The following is a 16,774-nucleotide window of genomic DNA, read 5'->3' as shown; positions in this document are numbered from 1 at the left end:
CGGAACGGCGTCACCTTTTTTCTTGCTCTGCGCGGGCCCTGCTCTGCGCGGGCCCTGCTCTGCGCGGGCCCTGCTCTGCGCGGGGCCTCGCGCCACGCCGTGGACGTGGCACTACGCCGTCGGCCGCCCCATCGCCCGGTACGTCCACCCCGCCCGCCGCCACAACTCCGGGTCCAGCGCGTTGCGGCCGTCCAGCACGAGCCGTGTCGACGCCACCTCGCCCAGTACCGCCGGGTCCAGCTCACGGAACTCGCGCCACTCCGTCAGGTGCAGCACGATGTCGGCGCCCCGTACGGCCGCGATCGCGGAGTCGGCGTACCCGAGCGTCGGGAAGAGCCGGCGGGCGTTGTCCATGCCCTTGGGGTCGTAGACGGTGACCTGGCCGCCCTGGAGGTGGATCTGCCCGGCCACGTTGAGGGCGGGGGAGTCGCGTACGTCGTCGGAGTCGGGCTTGAAGGTGGCGCCGAGCACGGCGACCCGCTTGCCCAGGAAGGACCCGCCGCCCAGCGCCTGCCGCGCCAGCTCCACCATCTGCCCGCGCTGCCGCATGTTGATGGAGTCGATCTCGCGCAGGAACGTCAGCGCCTGGTCGGCGCCCAGCTCACCGGCGCGGGCCATGAACGCCCGGATGTCCTTCGGCAGACACCCGCCGCCGAACCCGATGCCGGCCCGCAGGAACTTCCTGCCGATCCGGTCGTCGTGCCCGATGGCCTCCGCCAGCTTGGCGACATCGCCCCCGGCGGCCTCGCACACCTCGGCCATGGCGTTGATGAAGGAGATCTTGGTGGCGAGGAAGGAGTTCGCGGAGGTCTTCACCAGCTCGGCGGTCGGGAAGTCGGTGAGGACGAAGGGCGAGCCCTCGCCGACCGGCGTCGCGTACACCTCGCGCAGCAGCTTCTCGGCCTTCTCGCTCCGCACACCCACCACGATCCGGTCCGGGTGGAGCGTGTCGTTCACGGCGAAGCCCTCGCGCAGGAACTCCGGGTTCCAGGCCAGTTCGGCGTCCTCCCCGGCGGGCGCGTGCTCGGCGAGATAGGCGGCCAGCCGGTCGGCGGACCCGACGGGCACGGTCGACTTGCCGACGACGAGGGCGGGGCCCGTCAGATGCTGGGCGAGCGAGGCGAAGGCCGCGTCGACGTACGACATGTCGGCGGCGTACTCGCCGTGCCGCTGCGGGGTGTTCACACAGACGAAGTGGATGTCGCCGAAGGCCGCGACCTCGGCGTAGTCGGTCGTGAAGCGCAGCCGCCCGCTGGACCCCTCGATCCCGGCGACGTGCTTGCGGAGCAGCTCCTCAAGGCCCGGCTCGTACATCGGGACCTTGCCCCGCCGGAGCATGTCGATCTTCTCCTCGACGACATCGAGCCCGAGCACCTCGAACCCCAGCTCGGCCATGGCCGCGGCGTGCGTCGCGCCGAGATAGCCGGTGCCGATCACGGTGATCTTGAGGGCCATGGATGCTCCTGGGATGTCAGGCCGTGAGGTGTCGAACAGGCTCTGGTCGTGTGCGCTGCACGAGCATAGTCGGGGCGTGTTCGAGCCCTTCACCGGGCAGATTTCCCGAGGGGCGCGGCCTGTCGTCAAGCTCACGTATCACTCGCGTGGGCAGGCCACTAAAATCGGGTTACTTAACGGTAGTTAGCGTCAGGAGCTGAGAGACCTTGGCCGGATCGGCTGATTTCGACCTGTACCGCCCGTCCGAGGAGCACGACATGCTCCGTGACGCGATCCGTTCCCTCGCCGAGGCGAAGATCGCGCCCTACGCCGCCGCCGTGGACGAGGAGGCCCGCTTCCCGCAGGAGGCGCTGGACGCGCTGGTCGCCAGCGACCTGCACGCCGTGCACGTCCCCGAGGAGTACGGCGGCGCGGGCGCCGACGCGCTCGCCACGGTCATCGTGATCGAGGAGGTGGCCCGCGCCTGCGTGTCCTCCTCCCTGATCCCGGCCGTCAACAAGCTCGGCTCGCTGCCCGTGATCCTTTCCGGCTCCGAGGAGCTGAAGAAGAAGTACCTGGGCCCGCTCGCCAAGGGCGACGCGATGTTCTCGTACTGCCTCTCCGAGCCGGACGCCGGCTCCGACGCGGCCGGTATGAAGACCCGCGCGGTCCGCGACGGCGACCACTGGATCCTCAACGGCGTGAAGCGCTGGATCACCAACGCGGGCGTCTCCGACTACTACACGGTCATGGCGGTCACGGACCCGGAGAAGCGCTCCAAGGGCATTTCCGCGTTCGTCGTCGAGAAGTCCGACGAGGGCGTCTCCTTCGGCGCCCCGGAGAAGAAGCTCGGCATCAAGGGCTCCCCGACCCGCGAGGTCTACCTCGACAACGTCCGCATCCCCGCCGACCGCATGATCGGCGAGGAGGGCACCGGCTTCGCCACGGCGATGCAGACCCTGGACCACACCCGGATCACCATCGCCGCCCAGGCCCTCGGTGTCGCCCAGGGCGCCCTCGACTACGCCAAGGGCTATGTCCAGGAGCGCAAGCAGTTCGGCAAGCCGATCGCCGAGTTCCAGGGCATCCAGTTCATGCTCGCCGACATGGCCATGAAGGTGGAGGCCGCCCGCCAGCTCACGTACGCGGCCGCCGCCAAGTCCGAGCGCGGCGACAAGGACCTCACCTTCCAGGGCGCCGCCGCCAAGTGCTTCGCCTCCGACGTCGCCATGGAGGTCACCACGGACGCCGTCCAGCTCCTCGGCGGCTACGGCTACACCCGCGACTACCCGGTCGAGCGCATGATGCGCGACGCGAAGATCACACAGATATACGAAGGCACGAACCAGGTCCAGCGGATCGTGATGGCCCGCAACCTTCCGTAATCCATTCGGCGCAATCCGTACACGGCCCCCGGCGCCCGCCGGGGGCTGTTGTCGTACGGGACGGGTGGGGCGGATTGTTTCCGTCCGCCCGATGGCGGGCGGGGGCGGGGAGGCGTAGGACGGAAGTGCACGGGGTCCGCCCCGGATCCCGCTCCCACCACCCCCAGGAGGAGCCATGACGCAGCACGCCGGAGCCATGACCGCGATGAGCAAGGAGATGCAGGACTGCGTCAACGCCTGCATGGCGTGCCACAGCATGTGCGAGGAGACCATGAGCTCCTGCATGCAGGCCGGCGGCCAGGCGCAGATGCAGATCATGCGCGCGTTGATGGACTGCGCCGAGATGACCCGCATGTGCGCGGACATGATGATGCGCCGCTCGCCGCTGTCCGCCGAGATGTGCGCGATGTGCGCCCGCGCCTGTGACATGTGCGCCGAGGCGTGTATGTCCATGCCGGACGATCAGCAGATGATGCGCTGTGCGGAAGCGTGTCGCCGCTGCTCCGAGACGTGCCGGACGATGGCGGGCGCGACCGCCTGACCCGCGGTACGACCTACGACCGAGGGGCACCCCGTCACGGGGTGCCCCTCGGCCGATGCGATCCGGGTCAGTTGCCCGACACCGTCACCGTCTCGTCGTTCTTCAACTGCTCCACCAGCTGCTTCACCTTCTCGGTGTCCCACTGGAGGTTGCCGTTGGCGGAGTTGCCGGAGATCGGTATGTTCATGGACTTGCCGTCGCCGCCCGTCACGCCCTTCATCGCCCAGAACATGTCGGCCAGGTCGAACAGGCCCATGTCCTTGTCGACGATCAGGGTGTCCAGACCGGCGCTCATCGTCGGGTACAGCTTGAACGGGTTCAGCACCGTGCTCGGCGTCGCCGTCTGGCTGGCGAGGGCCGCGAGGAACTTCTGCTGGTTCTTCGTACGGTCCAGGTCGCTGCCCGCGAGGGCGTAGCGGGTCCGGACGAAGGCGAGGGCCTGCTCGCCGTTCAGCGTCTGCTTGCCCGCGTCGAAGTCGGCACCGGACTTGGTGTCCTTCAGGCCGCCCTTGGGGATGTCGATCTCCACGCCGCCGACCGCGTCGACGATGTTCGCGAAGCCCGCGAAGCCGATCTCCACGTAGTGGTCGATGTGCAGACCCGTGTTGGCCTCGACGGTGCGGACCAGCAGCTCGGGCCCGTCCTCCGCGTACGCCGCGTTCAGCTTCACCTGGCGGCCGGTGCCCTTGAAGGTCTTGCCGGACTCGGAGCCGACGAACGTCGGGATCTCGACGTTCGAGTCACGGGGCAGGGATATCAGCGTCGGACCGTTCGAACCGGTGTGCAGGATCATCATCGAGTCCGTGCGCTTGCCGTCGGCGGACCCGGTGTGGAGTTCCTTCTTCTGCTCGTCGGACAGGCCCTCACGGCTGTCGGAGCCGACGATCAGGTAGTTGGTGCCCTCGCCCGCCTCCGGCCGCTCGATGACCTTCGACAGGTCGACCTCGCGGTTCAGCTTGGAGTCGGCCCAGAAGTACGTGCCGATCGTCGTCGCGAGCAGCACCACGGTGACCGTGATCGCCGTCACCTTGATGCGACGCCGCCAGTTCGGCGCGGGACGCTCACCGCGGCCGCCGTCGTGGCCGCCGGGTCCGCCCGGGCCGCCGGAGCCGTACACCTGGCCGGTGTTGTAGTCGCTGTTGTACCCGCCGCCGTACTGGTCGGGTCCGTTGCCGTAGCCGTCACCGTACTGGTCGCCGTACGACGGCTGCTGGGGGACACCGCCCTGAGGGGGTGCCGACGGGCCGCGACGGACTTGGCGCATCACACGCGCCCCGTCGGGCTGTGCGCTCGCGTTGCCGTGTCCGTAGCCGCCGCCGCGCTGGTCGCCGCCGCGGTTGTTGCCGGACCATCCCTCGGGCCAATCGTTCATGCGCCCCAGTGTGCCGGGTAGGGCTGTGCCCTTTACAAGGGTCGATGAAAAACAAAGGCAGGGCTGTTGCGAAGCTGACACAAATTGCACGGATTTGTAGGGGGCCGGGCGCCTACTGGCTCGGGGGGAGCTGTTTGAGGGCGGGTGCGGGTCGTTCGTGGCTGGTCGTGCCACGCGGCGGAGCCGCACATTGACACAGCCCCGCGCCCCTTACGGGGCGCACGAGACCTGGTCGCCCCTCACCACGCCCGGCTCGCCTTGCTGCGGGTCCTCGGCCCGTACCCTGCGGACCTGCTTGAAGTCCGTGCCGGCGATCACCTTCAGGGTGGAGCCCTGGGCGCGGACCGGGCGCAGTTCCGAGCCCGGGAGGGCGGTGGCGAGGGACTTGGCGGAGCGGTCCCAGCGGGGGTCGTAGACGACGAGGGTGCGGGCGATGTTCTGCTGCGGGGAGTTCACCGGGATCTTGGTGGTGCGGAAGCCGGTGGCGGCCAGCTCGCGGTCGACCTTCATGCCGAGGCCGGGGAGGGCCGTGCCGTTCTCGACCTGGACGCGGATCTGCTGGGGGGCCACGTCGACGGGGGCGTACGTGCCGCGCGCCTTGTAGGGGGCGAGGGGGCGGTCGTCGCGCAGGGCCTTGAAGAGGCGGGCGGACTTGGCGTCGTCCCACTTGAGGGTGGAGCCGATGCCCTTCACGGCGTACCCCATGCGTCCGATGGGGACGGTGGTGAACTCGGAGGAGGCGGGGGTGAGGTTCCGCATGGCGCGGCCGAGGTCGATCAGCTCGCCGGTGCCGAACTCCTTGTCGGCGCGGACGGAACCGAGGACGGCCTGGGTGATGGCGCGGAACTTCATCGGGTTGAGCAGGACCCCGGAGGAGGTGGCCCGGGACATCAGGGACGCCATGAAGCGTTGCTGGCGCTTCATGCGGCCGAGGTCGGAGGAGCCGTCCGCATGGCGGGAGCGGACGTACTGGAGGGCCTGACCGCCGTCCAGCTCATGGGTGCCTGCGGGCAGGTCGAGGCCGCTGTACGCGTCCTTCAGGGGGCGGGTGGTGCAGATCTTGACGCCGCCGAGGACGTCGACGGTCCGCATGAAGCTGGTGAAGTCGACCTCGACGTAGTGGTCGATCTTCACCTTGGTCATGTGCTCGACCGTGCGGACGGTGAGCTGCGGTCCGCCTTCCGCGTAGGCCGCGTTCAGCTTGATCGGGTGCGACCGGAGGGTCTTCCCGGTGGCGCGGTCGGTGTGCGCGGGGATCTCGGCGTACGAGTCGCGCGGCAGGCTCACGATGCTCGCGCGCTCCCGGTCCTCCGAGATGTGCACGATCATCATGGTGTCCGTGCAGTGGCAGGGGGCGCCGCCCAGCCGGTATTTCCGCCGCTCCGCCTCGCTGATCCGGTCGCGGCCGTCGGTGCCGACCAGCAGGACGTTCATGCCGTGGCCCGCCTCGGGGCGGTTCTTCATGTCCTTGAAGGCGTCGACCCGGGTGATCTCACCGTCCAGGCGGGTCACCACCGCGTGCCCGATGCCCGCGGCGGCCAGCACCACGACCGAGAGCGTGGTCACCGCCCGCATGACCCAGCTCGGCCGCCGGGGACGGACAGGGGGCCGGGGCTGCTGCGGGCGGGCTGGGCGGCGGGGCGGCGTGGACACGGGGGACACCTCCGCGAGACCGGTCAGGGGAAGTCAGGGATCCGTGAGCACCGTAGGGCCCCACGATCCGTGCCCCGTCCCCGCGACCGGGCGGCGCGCGTCCGTGTCCCCCGTTCGCGGTAACGTGAGCCCCCTATGAACGCCAAGCCCGACGTGCAGCTCCCCGCCGTGTCTGTGATCATGCCCGTTCTCGACGAGGAGCGGCATCTGCGCGGAGCCGTCCAAGCGATCCTCGCGCAGGAGTACGCCGGCGAGATGGAGGTCGTGATCGCCCTCGGTCCGTCCACGGACCGCACGGACGAGATCGCCGCCGAACTCGTGGCGGAAGACCCGCGCGTTCACACCGTCCCGAACCCCACCGGTCGCACGCCCGCCGCCCTCAATGCCGCGATCAAGGCCTCCCGCCACCCGATCGTGGTCCGTGTCGACGGCCACGGCATCCTCTCGCCGAACTACATCGCCACCGCCGTACGGCTCCTGGAGGAGACCGGCGCGCAGAACGTCGGCGGCATCATGCACGCCGAGGGCGAGAACGACTGGGAGCACGCGGTCGCCGCCGCCATGACCTCGAAGATCGGTGTCGGCAACGCCGCCTTCCACACGGGCGGGCAGGCCGGTCCGGCCGAGACGGTCTACCTGGGCGTCTTCCGGCGCGAGGCGCTGGAGCGGCAGGACGGCTACAACGTGGAGTTCATCCGCGCCCAGGACTGGGAGCTGAACTTCCGGATCCGTGAGGCGGGCGGCCTCATCTGGTTCTCGCCCGAGCTGAGGGTGTCGTACCGGCCGCGGCCCAGCGTGAAGGCGCTCGCCAAGCAGTACAAGGACTACGGCCGCTGGCGGCACGTCGTCGCCCGGTACCACGAGGGCTCCATCAACCTGCGCTACCTCGCCCCGCCGGCCGCCGTGTGCGCGATCGTGGCCGGCGTCCTGGTGGGCGGCCTGCTGACCCCGCTGGGCTACCTCATACCCGGCGGCTATCTCGCGGCGATCGTCGCGGGCTCGGTCCCGGCGGGCAAGGGGCTGCCGCCCAAGGCCCGACTCCAGATCCCCGTCGCCCTCGCCACCATGCACATGTCCTGGGGCTTCGGTTTCCTCACCAGCCCCAAGTCGCTGGCGAGGAAGGTCATCGCGTCCCGCCGCCCGGCGGTCCTGACCGAGAGCTGAGCACGCGGAACGTACGAGCAGGTCCCCTCACGATCATGTGAGGGGACCTGCTCATGTACGGAGGACGGCTTGGGCGGTCACCAGGTGAACGCCGGGTTGACCTCCATGCAGGCCTTCTTGTTCGCGCCGTTCAGGGCATCCGCCGACTCGGGAGTCTTGTCGTCCTTCTTCTCGGCCTTGTACGCCTTGCCCTCGCGCCAGTCGGCGCCGACGACGAGCGTGACGCCGCTGACGTCGGTGGACTTCTCGACCTGGCCCAGCGGAATGCCGAGGGCCTTGGCGACCGCCTGGGCGTCGCCCTCCAGTTCGACGCTCGGGTAGCGCACGACCGTCTTGTCCTCGGTGGTCGCGGTGGTCGCGTCGGACGAGGCCTTGGCGAAGCCCTCCTCGACGAGCAGCTGGGACACCGTGTGCGCGCGGCCACCGGCAGGGGCGAGGGTGGAGGTCATGGTGCCGTTCTGCACCAGGACACCGATCTCGTCCTTCGCCGCCGCCGGGTCGTCCGAGGTCGCTTCCTCGGTGGTGGTCTTCTTCTTGTCCTTGCCGTCCAGCGCGATGTCCTCGCGCACCAGCCGGAACAGCTTCTCCGCGTCGCCCTCCTTGGGCACGACGCGCGCGCCGACGTACGTGTACGGCATCGTCGTCATCGTGATCCGGGCCGGCTCGACCTTGCGCAGCTCCGTGCCGAGGTCGAGGAGTTTCGCCACGTCGCCGAGGCCCTCGTCGACGGTGAGCGCGTCCGTGGCCTCCTCGGCGAGCTTGCGCAGCTTGTTCGGGTTGGTGATCGTGGCGTTCTCGCGCAGCTCGCGGACCATCGAGTTCATGTACTGGTGCTGTGCCTTGGCGCGTGCGATGTCGCTGCCGTCCTCGAAGCCGTACCGGGTGCGCAGCCACTGCAGGGCCTGCTTGCCCTTGATGTACGTGGTGCCCTCTTCCAGTTTTAGCCCGGAGCCGTGGCCCTGGCTGTCCTTGGACTCGATGTTGGCCGTCACGCACACCGGCACACCGCCGATCGCGTCGGCCATCGACACCACGCCGGAGAAGTCGACCATCATGAAGTGGTCGATGCGTATCCCGGTCAGCTCCTGCCAGGTGGCGACCGTGCAGCCGGGGCCGCCGCGGCGCAGCGAGTCGTTGGTCATCGCCGAGGTGGACGCCTCGTACACGTCCCCGCTGTCCGGGTCGGTGCACTTGGGGATGGACAGCAGGGTGTCGCGGGGCATGCTGACGACCGACATGTTGGTGCGGTCGGCGGACAGGTGCAGCAGCATCTGGACATCGGCGAGCGGCGGGCCGTTGAAGGTCTCCTTGGCGCCGCCGAGTTTCTGGTTCTCCTCGGTGTCCCGCGCGTCCGAGCCGATGAGCAGGATGTTCAGCGGGGTCTGGCCGGCCGCGTTCGGCGTCGGCTCGGCGATCTTCGTATCGCCGAGGTTCAGCTTCTCTTTCTTGATGTTGCTGTTGAGATGCTGGTAGTAGAGATAGCCGGCGCCCGCGGTGCCGAGTATCACGACCGACAGGACCATCGCCGACCAGCGCAGCACCCGTCTGCGCCGGGGTCTCGCGGCGGTCTTCGCACGCCCCCGCCCACCACCGCCGTTCCGGCGGTTCCCTCGGCGCTGCTCGGGGACTCTGATGTCCGCCTCGCCGTCCGAGCCGGACGAGTCGCCCCGCGGTTCCAGGTTCCCGTCCCGTTCGCCGGGTTCATCGACGCGCGGTCGCCCCCCGTCCCCGCGCACGTCACTCCGTACCATCTCCCTGCCCCTCCCCACCCTGCCGTGGCGGGGCCGTCCCCGCCTCCTGTTGGACTGTCGAGACCCCAACTCGGATGTACTCATGTTCTGTTGAACGCGTCATGCGTTCCGACCGGATGACATGCGGACACGGGTCGGTACGGCGGCGACGGCCGCCTCACGGCATTGCGACGACATTCAGAACCGACCTGGCGGGCGCGTCCTCGCGCCCGCCAGGTATTCACCGGACCTCTGTTCACCGGACTTCGGCGGCACTCGCGTCCGGTAAGACGCGCCACGACCCCGTCAGGTCATCAACTGGCGCACTTTTCCTTGTCCGCGGTGCTCTTCTCGACGTCCAGGTCCGCCGCCGACGTCGCGCTCAGCGGGACTCCGGCGCCCTGGAAGTCCTTGCCCAGGGTCAGCACCATCGCGGGCAGTCCCTGGGAGGTGGTCTCGCTGTTGCCCTCGCCGGGCTTCAGCGCCGATGCGGACAGGCCCATCAGATCGGCCAGCTTGCGTGCCTGGTCGGCCTGGTCGGGGTCGTACGCGAGGGTGGTCTTCGACAACGACCTGTCGGCGTTGCCGAGCTGACTCGACTTGGTCACGCCGACATCATTCTGCATCCAGCTGAGAGTGTCCTGTGCGCTGCCGGCCTCGGCGCCGCCGTTGTAGACGTTGACCCGGACCTCGGAGGCTTTGGCGCGCGTGCCCTTGAGCTTCGCGGCCTCCTTCTCCTTGGCCTGCTTCTTCACCTCGGTGAGCGAGATGTCGTTCCGGATCGTCGAGAACAGCTGCTCGGCCTTCTGCGGCGTGGGCAGCACCGTCGCGCCGTCGGTGTTGTCGACGACCGGCACGGTGGTGAAGCTGATGTTCTTCGTCTTGACCTTGCCGACCTCCTGGCCGAGCGAGGCCAGCTTCTTGATGTCGGAGATCTTGTCGTCGACGCTCAGCGCGCTGGTGGCGGCATCCGCGAGGTCCAGCACCTTCGTCGGGTCGGTGAGCGTGTCCTTGGACTTCATCTGGCGGATCATCGAGCTGAGGAACTGCTGCTGCAGCTCGATCCGGCTCAGGTCGCTGCCGAGGCCCACGCTGTAGCGGGTGCGCAGGAACGCCAGCGCCTGCTCGCCCTCGATCGTGTGCTTGCCCGCGGTGAGGTCCAGCTTCGACTTGGTGTCCTTGATGTCCTTCTCCAGGCACACCTCGACACCGCCGATCGCCGTGGACAGCGTCTTCACCGCGTTGAAGTCGGCCACCATGAAGTGGTCGGGGGTGATCCCGGTCAGCTCGGTGACCGTGCGCATCGTGCAGCTCGGGGTGCGGCCGTCCTGGCCCAGGCTCGTGTTGAACCGAACGTTCGGCGTACCCGCGATGTTCTTCTTGGAGCCGTCCTCCTGCGTAGTCAGGCAGTCCGGGACGTCCACGATCATGTCGCGGGGGATGCTCATCGCGGTCGCGTTCGTACGGTCCTTGGAGACGTGCAGCAGGATCGTGGTGTCCGCGTGACCCACGCTGCCCGAGTCGCCGTACTTCTCGTTGCCCGCGCCGGTCCGCTTGTCCGTGCCGATCACCAGCAGGTTGATCGCCCGGTCCTTGCTGAAGCCACCGGTGCCCGCCCCGTCGTCCGAGATCTTGTCGATGTTGTTGTTGAGGTGCTGGTAGTACAGGTAGCCCGCGGCGCTCACCCCGACCAGCAGGAAGGCCAACGAGCCGCCCGTCCACACCAGGATCCGCTTGCCCACCGACTTCTTGGGCTTGCTCTTGCCCCGGCCGCTCCGGCGGCCCGGCAGCGGGTCCTGCTCGGGCGTGCCCCGCCGACGCCGGGGTCCCGGCAGCGTGTCGGGGATCTCCCGGGTGTCCGTGCCCGCCGACGCTGACCGCGCGGAGGTGCCTGCCGTCGCCGTCCTTGCCCCCGCCGCGGCGGGCGCGGCCCGGCGCGGCCTCGGCACCGTCGATTGCGGTGCGGAAGGACTCAGTCGCAGTTCGTATTCACCGGTGCTCGGGTTGAGTACCCATTGGTCTGCGGGGTCGATGTCGTCCGCCCGCCCACGGCCTTGCGCGTCCACGGTTCTGATTCCTCCGTCGGGGCCGCGGCGCCTTCCCCCTCAAAAGACGCTCGGGTCTCGATGCAAGTGGTGCGTGACCGAGAAGGCCTGACGCACCGGATCGCTCACACTAGCCGCCCGATCAGGCGTCAAGCGACGGCGGTGACAAATTGCACGTCCCTACAACTGGGCAATCTGCCCATTTCCTAGAGCATTTGTTCCTTGTGTTGACGTGTGCTTTACCTGCGGAACCCCTCCGCGGTCACCTGCAGGCCTCCTCCGTGGCCGTACTGCCGCGGAAAGTCGGTATCGGATCCGGTGTCCCGGAGAGGCTTCCCGAAAGCTCTTCCGCATGCCCTTCCCGCATCCCCTCCGGCAGTTCCCGCGCTACCGCCAGGGGTGCGTCGGCGCGCAGTCGCGCGAAAAGACTCCGCGCCGCCGGCTCGACGAGCTCGTCACGATTGATGTCGTACGCATATGACTTCCGGGGGACAGTCAGGAATTGCACCTTTTCCATGGGAATCGTGCGCAGGCCGCGCACAAGGTCGTAGAGTCCGCGCAGACTCGCCAGTCCCGGGTCCGTGGTGAGCGACGACGTGGCCGCGTCCAGCACCGGATACAGCTTCACCGGATTCAGCAGTACGTCGTTGCTGCGCACCTTCGTGGCCAGCGCCGCGAGGAATCGCTGCTGCCGGTCGATCCGTTCGGTGTCGCTGCCGTCCCCCAGCGATTTACGGGCCCGCACATACCCCAGCGCCTGCTCGCCGTCGAGCTTCACCTTGCCCGCGGGCAGCCGCAGTTCGGCCTGCTTGTCGTGAATGGGTTCGGTGAGACACACCTCGACCCCGTCCACGGCGTCGACCATCTCCTTGAAGCCGCTGAAGTCCACGACGACGTGATGGTCGATCCGAATGTCGGTCATCCGCTCGACCGTCCGAACGGTGCAGGCCGAGCCACCGTTCTGGAAGGCGTAGTTGAACATCGTGAACACCGGTTCGGTGCGAGTGCCGTCCGCCCGTCGGCAACTGGGCACATCCACCATCAGATCCCGCGGCAGCGACACCGCGGTCGCGCTCCGCCGATTCGCCGCCAGATGCAACAGGATCGTCGTGTCCGACCGCTCGGTCCCCGAGTCCCGCCCGTACTCGCCGTTCCCGTCCCCCGACCGCGAGTCCGACCCGATCACGAGAATGTTCTGCGCGCCCCGCACCAGCGCGGTAGGCCGCTCCTTCTCGAACCGCGCCAGCTCGTCCGCAGCCGTCCGGTCCGACGTGATGTTCCCGTCCAGCCTCTGGTACGCCGCCCACCCCGCCCCCAGGGCCCCCACGACCATCAGCACTGCCCCGCCCCCCGCCCATCGCACCCACCGCCGCCGACGCCGACGTCTGGGCCCGAGCCCGGTGGGTGAACCACCCGCACCGGGTCCCAGCCCACGCGCCCTGCCTCCGACGTCGTCCACTTCCGGCCACCCCTCACGGCGTACGAGCGAGTCGTTGCTCTTACGACGATGGCGCGGGAGGAGGGTGGGGGGCGGCCGGGGCTAGGCCGAATGGGGGACAGGGAAGGGGCCCCGGGATGACTCACTGTCCTGTGGGGCCGAGGGGCAGCAGCGCCCTGAAGGGGCGCGGGGAACTGCGCGAGCAACCACGCCCGACCCGCAGCCGCCTCAGGAACCCCACCCCCACGGCGTCATCGCGCGGTCGTGGTGACGCTCACTGTCACCGTGCGGTCGCGGTAACCCGCTCACTCTCGATCCGCTTGGCGAGCGCATCCTCACCCAGCTGCTCAAGACGCCGGCACAACACCACAGACCCCCCGGTGGCGAGCGGCCCGTACAACCCCGCGGCCAACCCCTCCCATGTGTCGTACGGCAACCCCGACAACAACCGAGAGCCGGGCCCGGTCAGCCCCAGGCCGGAGGCCTCCGCCCGAGCCCGCTCCACGACCTCCGCCCCGCTGAACTCCCGCCCGGCCACGGCCAACGCCGTCTCCTCGGGGTCCACCGGCGCGTACGCCACGAACCGATCCCCCTGCGACGGCACCTCGACGGCGTAGTCGGCGAACCCCGAAGGGACCTGCGGAAACCGCCCTCCGAGCGGCCGCAACGCGAGAGCGACCCGCTCCCCGGAGCACGCCCGAGCCGCGTCCAGCGTGTCCGGCCCGCTCACCACGATGTCGGCCGCCCCCGGATCCCCGGCGACATCGGCGACCACCCCCACCGACGAACACGCCAGCAGCCACACCGCCGTCTGCCAGTGCGCAGGCAGCAGCAGCGCGACCCGGTCACCCGGCTCCGCCGACAACTCGCCCTGAAGAAGGTTCGCGGTCTTGGCCACCCAATTGGCGAAGGTGGCCACGGACAATTCGACCCGCTCGCCCGTGGCGTCGTCGTAGAAGGTCACCAGGGGGCGCGCGGGATCCGCGGCCAGCGCGGATCGCAGCAGGTCGGCAGGGGTGCGGTCGGTGGCGTTCACCCGCATAAGCGTACGCGGGGACCATTGCGCCCGCGGTCCCCGGGCGGACCGGAAACGCCACCGGTTCGGCGGAGCGGAGCCGACGGCCCGTCAATTCCGCGATGGACAGATATGTATGACTATGTCCAGGATCGGCCACATGCGTAGATCACGATTCCTCGCGTCCTCGATCGGCGTCACCTGCGCGGCGGCACTCGCCCTCCCGGCGGCACTCCCGGCGACGGCATCCGCGGCGACCCCGACGGACTCGTCCTCCACCGCAACCCTGGCCCCGGCGCGGACCTCGGCCCCCTCCAGCCCGCTCGCGCTCGCGCCCGCGTCCGGCAGCACCCAGTCGCTCCCCCTCGTCCCTCTCGGAGCGGACCGGAATTTCGGCCCGGCCGCTCCCGAGCAAGGCCTCGGGAAACGGGACGTACGGTCGTTCTCGCTGGTCGGCGTCGTCTGGGACGACCCGGACGCCGAACTCCAGGGCCACGTCCAGGTCCGTACGCGTGCGACGAGCACTGCCCGCTGGTCCGGCTGGCAGGACATCGAGACGCACAACCACGAGCACGCGGCCGACCCGGACACCGCCGAACGCTTCTCGGGCCGCGTGCGTGGCTCCACCGCCCCGCTGTGGGTCGGAGACTCGGACGGGGTCGAGGTGCGCGTGCGCACCGAGTACCAGGGTCGTACGACCGCTCCAGGCGTCCAGATGCTCCCGGACGGCCTACGTCTGGAGCTGGTCGACCCCGGCTCCGGCGCCCCGGAGGGCGCGGCGGGACCGGGCGCCGGTACGGGCGCCGTGCACGCCGCCGAACCCCCACCCGTCGGGTCTCCCGTGGACACCCCGCGGCTGGGCGCGCTGACCGTCGAGTCGGCCGCCGCCTCCGCCGTCAACGCCGACCTCGCGCCGCTCGGCTCCACCACGATCCCGGCGCTGTCGCGCAAGGAGACGGAAGAGCGGCTGGCGAACCTGGCGCCCGGGGTGAAGCCGTACATCGGACCGCGTCCGCGCATCGTCACGCGGGCCGGCTGGGGGGCCGACGAGAAGCTGCGCGAGCGCGACTTCCGCTACACCAAGCGGGTCAGTGCGGCCTTCGTGCACCACACGGCGTCGGGCAACAACTACAAGTGTGCGCAGGCACCTTCCGTCATCCGCAGTATCTACCGCTACCACGTGGTGAGCAGCGGCTGGCGCGACATCGGCTACAACTTCCTCGTCGACAAGTGCGGAAACATCTACGAAGGCCGCGCGGGTGGTGTCGCGAAGGCCGTCATGGGTGCCCACACCCTCGGTTTCAACACGAACAGCATGGGCATCGCGGTCCTCGGCAGTTACGGCACCACCAAGCCGCCCGCGGTGGCGGTCAAGGGGATCGCGCAACTAACAGCCTGGAAACTCGGTCTTTACGGGGCGAACCCGAATGGCAAGACATACCTCACTTCGGGTGGTGGCAATCTCTACCCAAAAGGTAAGAAGGTGCGACTGCACGTGATCTCCGGCCACCGGGACGGGTTCGCGACCGAGTGCCCGGGGGGGCGCCTTTACGGAAAGCTCGGCGCGGCACGCACGGAGGCCGCCCGTTATCAAGGCCGATAGCGCGGCGACAGGGTGATGGGGGGAACCGGGGTGCGAGCCCCGGCCAGAAACCAGTAACCGGCTGGATGTCACGCCAGACACAACCCGCAGCACAGGCCGAGGGCACGCCCGCCGTGCCCTCGACGGACACCACCGTTGACGTGCCTCGCCGCACGTCAACGGCCATCCGCACGGCCACGAAGGCGCCACGGAACGGTCTGCATACACTGGCCGGTCGAATGACAGTTCGGCCGGTCCCGGCAGGAAGCAGAGACGACAGGTGACAGAAGCGATCCTCCTGGTCGGCGGCAGAGGCACCCGGCTGCGTCCGCTCACGGTGCACACTCCGAAGCCCATGGTCCCGGCGGCCGGAGTCCCTTTCCTCACCCACCAGTTGGCGAGAGCCAAGGCGGCGGGAGTCGACCACATAGTTCTCGCCACCTCCTATCTGGCCGAGGTCTTCGAACCCCACTTCGGCGACGGCTCCGCCCTCGGCATCCACCTCGAGTACGTCACGGAGGAAGAGCCGCTCGGCACGGGCGGCGCGATCCGCAACGCCGCCTCGCACCTCCACTCCGGCCCCGAGGACCCGGTCCTCGTCTTCAACGGCGACATCCTCACCGGCCTGGACATCCGCCGCCTGGTCGCCACCCACGGGTCGACCGGCGCGGACGTCTCCCTCCACCTGACCCAGGTGACCGACCCGCGCGCCTACGGCCTCGTCCCCACCGACGGGACGGGCCGCGTCCTGGCCTTCCTGGAGAAGCCCCAGACGCCCGAGGAGATCGTCACCGACCAGATCAACGCGGGGGCGTACGTCTTCCGCCGCTCGGTCATCGACACGATCCCGGCAGGCCGCCCGGTATCGGTGGAACGAGAAACGTTTCCGGGCCTCCTTGCCGCAGGCGCCCATCTGCAGGGCATGGTCGACTCCACGTACTGGCTGGACCTGGGCACCCCCGCGGCCTTCGTCCGCGGCTCGGCGGACCTCGTCCTGGGCCGCGCCCCGTCCCCCGCCGTCCCCGGCCGCTGCGGCGACCGTCTCGTCCTCCCCACCGCCCGAGTCGCGGGCGACGCCAAGCTGACCGGCGGCACGGTGGTGGGCGAGGGCGCGTTCGTCGGCGAGGGCGCCCACGTCTTCGGCAGCACGGTCCTGGCCGGCGCGGTGGTGGAACCCGGCGCGGTGATCACCGACTCCCTCATCGGCGCCCGCGCCCGCATCGGTGAACGCTCCATCCTCACCGGCACCGTCGTCGGCGACGGTGCGATCATCGGCGCCGACAACGAACTCCGCGCCGGCGTCCGAGTCTGGTGCGACGCCCAGATCCCCACGGGGGCGCTCCGCTTCTCGTCGGACCAGTGACCGCTGGGCGCGTTCGTCGTCTGCGGCTGAGCGGGGGCTTGCCGCGCGGTTC

The 16,774-nt window shown here is 69.5% G+C and carries 12 protein-coding genes; 5 read left to right on the top strand and 7 right to left on the bottom strand.

Features of this window, described 5'->3' with window-relative positions:
• Positions 1-111: 111 nt before the first annotated feature.
• Entirely contained in the window at positions 112-1,455 is a 1,344-nt protein-coding gene (locus ACFU53_RS39700; protein ID WP_384004177.1) for a UDP-glucose dehydrogenase family protein, read from the bottom strand.
• 206 nt (positions 1,456-1,661) lie between these two features.
• Here ACFU53_RS39700 and ACFU53_RS39695 point away from each other — a divergent pair, with 206 nt between their 5' ends.
• Positions 1,662-2,819: an acyl-CoA dehydrogenase gene (locus ACFU53_RS39695; RefSeq protein WP_384004175.1), complete on the top strand. Its 1,158-nt coding sequence runs from the start codon at positions 1,662-1,664 to the stop codon at positions 2,817-2,819.
• A 175-nt stretch (positions 2,820-2,994) separates the two neighbouring features.
• A complete protein-coding gene (locus ACFU53_RS39690) occupies positions 2,995-3,360 on the top strand; it encodes a four-helix bundle copper-binding protein (RefSeq protein WP_384004173.1) in 366 nt (121 codons plus the stop codon).
• Positions 3,361-3,427: 67 nt separating this feature from the next.
• Here the strand turns inward: ACFU53_RS39690 and ACFU53_RS39685 are convergent, their stop codons facing one another.
• On the bottom strand, positions 3,428-4,732 hold the full coding sequence (locus ACFU53_RS39685) for an LCP family protein (protein WP_384004171.1): 1,305 nt from the start codon (positions 4,730-4,732) through the stop codon (positions 3,428-3,430).
• A gap of 210 nt (positions 4,733-4,942) precedes the next feature.
• Positions 4,943-6,307, bottom strand: coding sequence for an LCP family protein (locus ACFU53_RS39680; RefSeq protein WP_384004181.1), 1,365 nt, complete (start codon positions 6,305-6,307; stop codon positions 4,943-4,945).
• A gap of 213 nt (positions 6,308-6,520) precedes the next feature.
• On the opposite strand from ACFU53_RS39680, the gene ACFU53_RS39675 reads away from it, so the two are divergent.
• Entirely contained in the window at positions 6,521-7,549 is a 1,029-nt protein-coding gene (locus ACFU53_RS39675; protein ID WP_384004169.1) for a glycosyltransferase family 2 protein, read from the top strand.
• 77 nt (positions 7,550-7,626) lie between these two features.
• On the opposite strand, the gene ACFU53_RS39670 is transcribed toward ACFU53_RS39675, so the two are convergent.
• The 4 genes from ACFU53_RS39670 to ACFU53_RS39655 form a co-directional block, all read right to left on the bottom strand.
• Positions 7,627-9,300, bottom strand: a complete 1,674-nt coding sequence (locus ACFU53_RS39670) for an LCP family protein (RefSeq protein WP_384004167.1) — start codon at positions 9,298-9,300, stop codon at positions 7,627-7,629.
• Between the two features lie 293 nt (positions 9,301-9,593).
• Positions 9,594-11,345, bottom strand: coding sequence for an LCP family protein (locus tag ACFU53_RS39665; RefSeq protein WP_384004165.1), 1,752 nt, complete (start codon positions 11,343-11,345; stop codon positions 9,594-9,596).
• Positions 11,346-11,586: 241 nt separating this feature from the next.
• Positions 11,587-12,783 (bottom strand): LCP family protein, encoded by a 1,197-nt coding sequence (locus ACFU53_RS39660; protein WP_384004163.1) that lies wholly within the window; start codon positions 12,781-12,783, stop codon positions 11,587-11,589.
• A 259-nt stretch (positions 12,784-13,042) separates the two neighbouring features.
• Entirely contained in the window at positions 13,043-13,798 is a 756-nt protein-coding gene (locus ACFU53_RS39655; RefSeq protein WP_384004161.1) for a TIGR03089 family protein, read from the bottom strand.
• Between the two features lie 121 nt (positions 13,799-13,919).
• Here ACFU53_RS39655 and ACFU53_RS39650 point away from each other — a divergent pair, with 121 nt between their 5' ends.
• Together ACFU53_RS39650 and ACFU53_RS39645 are read left to right on the top strand one after the other, a co-directional pair.
• Positions 13,920-15,380 carry a peptidoglycan recognition protein gene (locus ACFU53_RS39650; RefSeq protein ID WP_384004179.1) on the top strand — a complete coding sequence of 487 codons (1,461 nt, stop codon included), beginning with the start codon at positions 13,920-13,922 and terminating at the stop codon, positions 15,378-15,380.
• A gap of 259 nt (positions 15,381-15,639) precedes the next feature.
• Complete coding sequence (locus ACFU53_RS39645) at positions 15,640-16,722, top strand: sugar phosphate nucleotidyltransferase (protein ID WP_384004159.1); 1,083 nt, start codon at positions 15,640-15,642, stop codon at positions 16,720-16,722.
• The last annotated feature ends 52 nt before the right edge of the window (positions 16,723-16,774 follow it).

This window comes from Streptomyces sp. NPDC057474, from assembly GCF_042802555.1.
Classification (GTDB): domain Bacteria; phylum Actinomycetota; class Actinomycetes; order Streptomycetales; family Streptomycetaceae; genus Streptomyces.
The sequence above is the reverse complement of the archived record's forward strand: the minus strand, read 5'-3'. Positions and strand labels throughout refer to the sequence as shown.

Bases quoted from the DNA above. Each gene is read 5' to 3' on its own strand.
- ACFU53_RS39680 (WP_384004181.1), bottom strand. From the start codon at position 6,307: ATGCGGGCGGTGACCACGCTCTCGGTCGTGGTGCTGGCCGCCGCGGGC.
- ACFU53_RS39685 (WP_384004171.1), bottom strand. From the start codon at position 4,732: ATGAACGATTGGCCCGAGGGATGGTCCGGCAACAACCGCGGCGGCGAC.
- ACFU53_RS39675 (WP_384004169.1), top strand. From the start codon at position 6,521: ATGAACGCCAAGCCCGACGTGCAGCTCCCCGCCGTGTCTGTGATCATG.
- ACFU53_RS39690 (WP_384004173.1), top strand. From the start codon at position 2,995: ATGACGCAGCACGCCGGAGCCATGACCGCGATGAGCAAGGAGATGCAG.
- ACFU53_RS39650 (WP_384004179.1), top strand. From the start codon at position 13,920: ATGTCCAGGATCGGCCACATGCGTAGATCACGATTCCTCGCGTCCTCG.
- ACFU53_RS39700 (WP_384004177.1), bottom strand. From the start codon at position 1,455: ATGGCCCTCAAGATCACCGTGATCGGCACCGGCTATCTCGGCGCGACG.
- ACFU53_RS39670 (WP_384004167.1), bottom strand. From the start codon at position 9,300: ATGGTACGGAGTGACGTGCGCGGGGACGGGGGGCGACCGCGCGTCGAT.